Origin of the sequence: Pseudomonas sp. R62 (genome assembly GCF_000257605.1) — a bacterium.
Lineage (GTDB): Bacteria > Pseudomonadota > Gammaproteobacteria > Pseudomonadales > Pseudomonadaceae > Aquipseudomonas > Aquipseudomonas atacamensis.
Map to the genome: position 1 here is coordinate 2,556,648 of NZ_JH635998.1, position 3,193 is coordinate 2,559,840.

Consider the following 3,193-nt stretch of genomic DNA (forward strand, 5'->3'; position numbering starts at 1 on the left):
CATTACCTGCGCGTCACCGTGCCGATCTGCCTGCCGGCGCTGCTGGACATCGTGCGCTACCTGTTCGTCTCGGCAATGACCACGGTGTCGGCGGCGATTTTCCTCTACAGCCACGACACCATCCTCGCGGCGGTGGCGGTGCTGAACATGGACGACGCCGGCAACGTCGGCGGTGCGGCGGCAATGTCGACCCTGATTCTGTTCACTTCGGCCGGCGTGTCGCTGCTGCTGGCGTGGGCTTCGCGCGGCCTGTTGCGCCGTTCCCAGGCCTGGCGGCAAACCGCGCCCGGTCACTGATTGCAAACCCGTTCAACTCATCTACAGGAAAACGCTCATGTTCAAGCCTATGGCCCTGGCCGCTGCTGTGCTCGCGACTTTCAGCCTGAATGCCTTCGCGGCAAAAACCGAGTTGACGGTGTACACCGCCCTCGAAGCCGAACAACTGAAGTCCTACAAGGAGGCCTTTGAAAAGGCCAACCCGGACGTCGAGATCAAATGGGTGCGCGATTCCACCGGGATCATCACCGCCAAACTGCTCGCCGAAAAGGCTCGTCCGCAGGCTGACGCGGTGTGGGGCCTGGCCGCGTCGAGCCTGGCGATTCTCGACCAGCAAGGCATGCTGCAAAGCTATGCACCGAAGGATCTTGGCAAGATCGGCGCGAACTACCGCGACGCCGCCAACCCGCCAGCCTGGGTCGGCATGGACGTGTGGGCCGCGACCATTTGCTTCAACACTGTCGAGGCCGAGAAGCAGGGTCTGACCAAGCCCGTGAGCTGGCAGGACCTGACCAAGCCTGATTACAAAGGCAAGATCGTCATGCCCAACCCGGCGTCGTCCGGCACCGGTTTCCTCGACGTCAGCGCCTGGTTGCAAACCTTCGGCGAGAAGCAGGGCTGGGCCTACATGGACGGCTTGCACCAGAACATCGGCCAGTACGTCCACTCCGGTTCCAAGCCTTGCAAGCTGGCGGCGGCGGGGGAGTTTCCGATCGGGATTTCCTTTGAATATCCAGCCGTACAGTTGAAACGCCAGGGCGCGCCGCTGGATATCATCCTGCCGAAGGAAGGTCTGGGCTGGGAGATCGAAGCGACAGCGGTGATCAAAGGCACGCCGCATGAAGAAGCGGCGAAGAAACTCGCCGACTTCTCCGCCAGCGCCGAGGCGATGGATCTGTACAAGGAGAACTTCGCCGTGCTCGCCCAGCCGGGGATCGCCAAGCCGCAGACCGAATTGCCAGCCGACTATGAGCAGCGTCTGATCAAGAACGACTTTGCCTGGGCCTCGAAGAATCGCGACGAGATCCTGGCTGAATGGCGCAAGCGGTATGACGGCAAGTCCGAAAAAGTTGTCGCAAAGTAAGATCTTTATCGACTGACAAGGCCCCTTCGCGAGCAGGCTCGCTCCCACAGTTGCAATGCTGTCCCCTGTGGGAGCGAGCCTGCTCGCGAAAGCGGTTTCTCATTCAGAGCACCTCTACATGACACAACCCAAAGACCTGCTCATCATCGGCGCCGGCATCCTCGGTCTGTCCCACGCCTATGCCGCTGCCAAACGCGGCCTGAAAGTCGCGGTATTCGAACGCACCGCCACGCCCCTTGGCGCTTCGGTGCGCAACTTCGGCCAGGCGCTGGTGACCGGTCAGCCGCCCGGCATCATGCTCGAACTGGCCAAGGCCAGCCGCGAGATCTGGGGCGACTGGGCGCAACTTGCCGGCCTGCAGGTCAAGCGCAACGGCTCATACCTGTTCGCCCGCAGCGAGGCCGAAGAACACCTGCTCGAAGCCTTCTGCGCCGGCCGCGCGGTCGAGCATGGCTATAACGTCGAGCTGCTGCGCGGCGCGGCGTTGCGTGATCTGTATGACGGCCAGTTCAGCCATCACCGCGCCGCGCTGCACGGTGTCGATGATCAGCAGTTGTACTCGCGCGAAGCGATTCCGGCGCTGATCGACTATCTGCGCCGCGACCTCGGTGTCGAGTTTCACTTTTCCACGCTGGTGCGCGACGTCGAGCCGGGGCATTTGCACAGTACCGCCGGCAGTTTTACCGGCAAGCAGATCATCGTCTGCTCCGGCCACGATTATCAGACCCTGCTGGCCGAGCCGATTGCTGCCCTCAATCCGCAGATCTGTCGTTTGCAAATGCTGCGGGCCAGACCGCAGGTCGATCTCAATTTGCAACACGCCCTGCTCACCGGCCTGAGCTGCGTGCACTACGGCGCCTTCGCCGATTTGCCGCAAGCCGCAGCGGTGCAGGCGCAGATCCTCCGTGAGCAACCGCACCTGCACGCCAACGGCATTCACCTGCTGATCAGCCCGACGCCGTATGGCGAATTGATCATCGGCGATTCGCACCACTACGGCAGCGATGCTTCACCGTTCAACGCCGAACAGGTCGACAACTGGATGCTCGAACTCGCCGAGCAAACGCTGGGCTGCCAGGTGCAAGTGGTCGAACGCTGGCAGGGCGTCTATGGTTCTCGGGGGCCAGGGCCGTTTTCATTCCTGCGTCCGGCACCGGGCCTGAGCGTGGCGCTGATGCACACCGGCGTCGGCATGAGCGTCGGCCCGGCGCTGGCCGAACGCAACATCGCGCAGTTACTGGAGGAGGCATGAATCACGAACAGGTGATCGCCCGGGTGTTCGGCCTGTATGAACGCTTCGGCGCCAGCGATTACATCGGCGAACCGGTGTCGCAGCTCGAGCACATGTCCCAGGCCGCAGAACTGGCCATGGCTGAAGGCTGTGACGATGAAGTGGTGCTGGCGGCGTTCTTTCATGACATCGGCCATTTGTGTGCCGAGGGCGCGGAAAACATGGGCGGTTATGGCGTGGTCAGCCATGAACGGCTCGGTGCCGACTATCTGCGTGAGGCAGGTTTCAGCGAACGGCTGGCGCGACTGGTGGAATATCACGTCCAGGCCAAACGCTATCTGACCTTGCGCGAGCCGGGCTATTACGCGCGATTGAGTGAGGCGAGTCGCAGGACGCTGGAATATCAGGGCGGGATAATGAGCGCGGCTGAGGCGGATGCGTTCGAGGCTGATCCTTTGTGTGCGCTGAGTTTGCGCATGCGGCGCTGGGATGAGTTGGCGAAGGAGGTTGCAGTGCCGCTGGTGGATCTGAGTGTGTTAAAGCGCAAGGCTGAGAAATTGTTGTCGGCTGAGTGATTGCAGCCCTCACCCCAGCCCTCTCCC

The 3,193-nt window shown here is 62.2% G+C and carries 3 protein-coding genes and 1 pseudogene; all 4 read left to right on the forward strand.

What is annotated here, in order from left to right; genetic code table 11:
- A pseudogene (locus tag OQK_RS12490) lies at positions 1 to 297 on the forward strand (putative 2-aminoethylphosphonate ABC transporter permease subunit); the annotation flags it as partial.
- A gap of 37 nt (positions 298 to 334) precedes the next feature.
- On the forward strand, positions 335 to 1,360 hold the full coding sequence (locus OQK_RS12495) for a putative 2-aminoethylphosphonate ABC transporter substrate-binding protein (protein WP_016772689.1): 1,026 nt from the start codon (positions 335 to 337) through the stop codon (positions 1,358 to 1,360).
- Between the two features lie 118 nt (positions 1,361 to 1,478).
- A complete protein-coding gene (locus tag OQK_RS12500) occupies positions 1,479 to 2,612 on the forward strand; it encodes a TIGR03364 family FAD-dependent oxidoreductase (protein ID WP_038860907.1) in 1,134 nt (377 codons plus the stop codon).
- A complete protein-coding gene (locus OQK_RS12505; protein WP_016772691.1) occupies positions 2,609 to 3,166 on the forward strand; it encodes a phosphonate degradation HD-domain oxygenase in 558 nt (185 codons plus the stop codon). Before OQK_RS12500 ends, OQK_RS12505 begins: the two co-directional genes overlap by 4 nt.
- Positions 3,167 to 3,193: the final 27 nt, after the last annotated feature.

Bases quoted from the DNA above. Each gene is read 5' to 3' on its own strand.
- OQK_RS12500 (WP_038860907.1), top strand. From the start codon at position 1,479: ATGACACAACCCAAAGACCTGCTCATCATCGGCGCCGGCATCCTCGGT.
- OQK_RS12505 (WP_016772691.1), top strand. From the start codon at position 2,609: ATGAATCACGAACAGGTGATCGCCCGGGTGTTCGGCCTGTATGAACGC.
- OQK_RS12495 (WP_016772689.1), top strand. From the start codon at position 335: ATGTTCAAGCCTATGGCCCTGGCCGCTGCTGTGCTCGCGACTTTCAGC.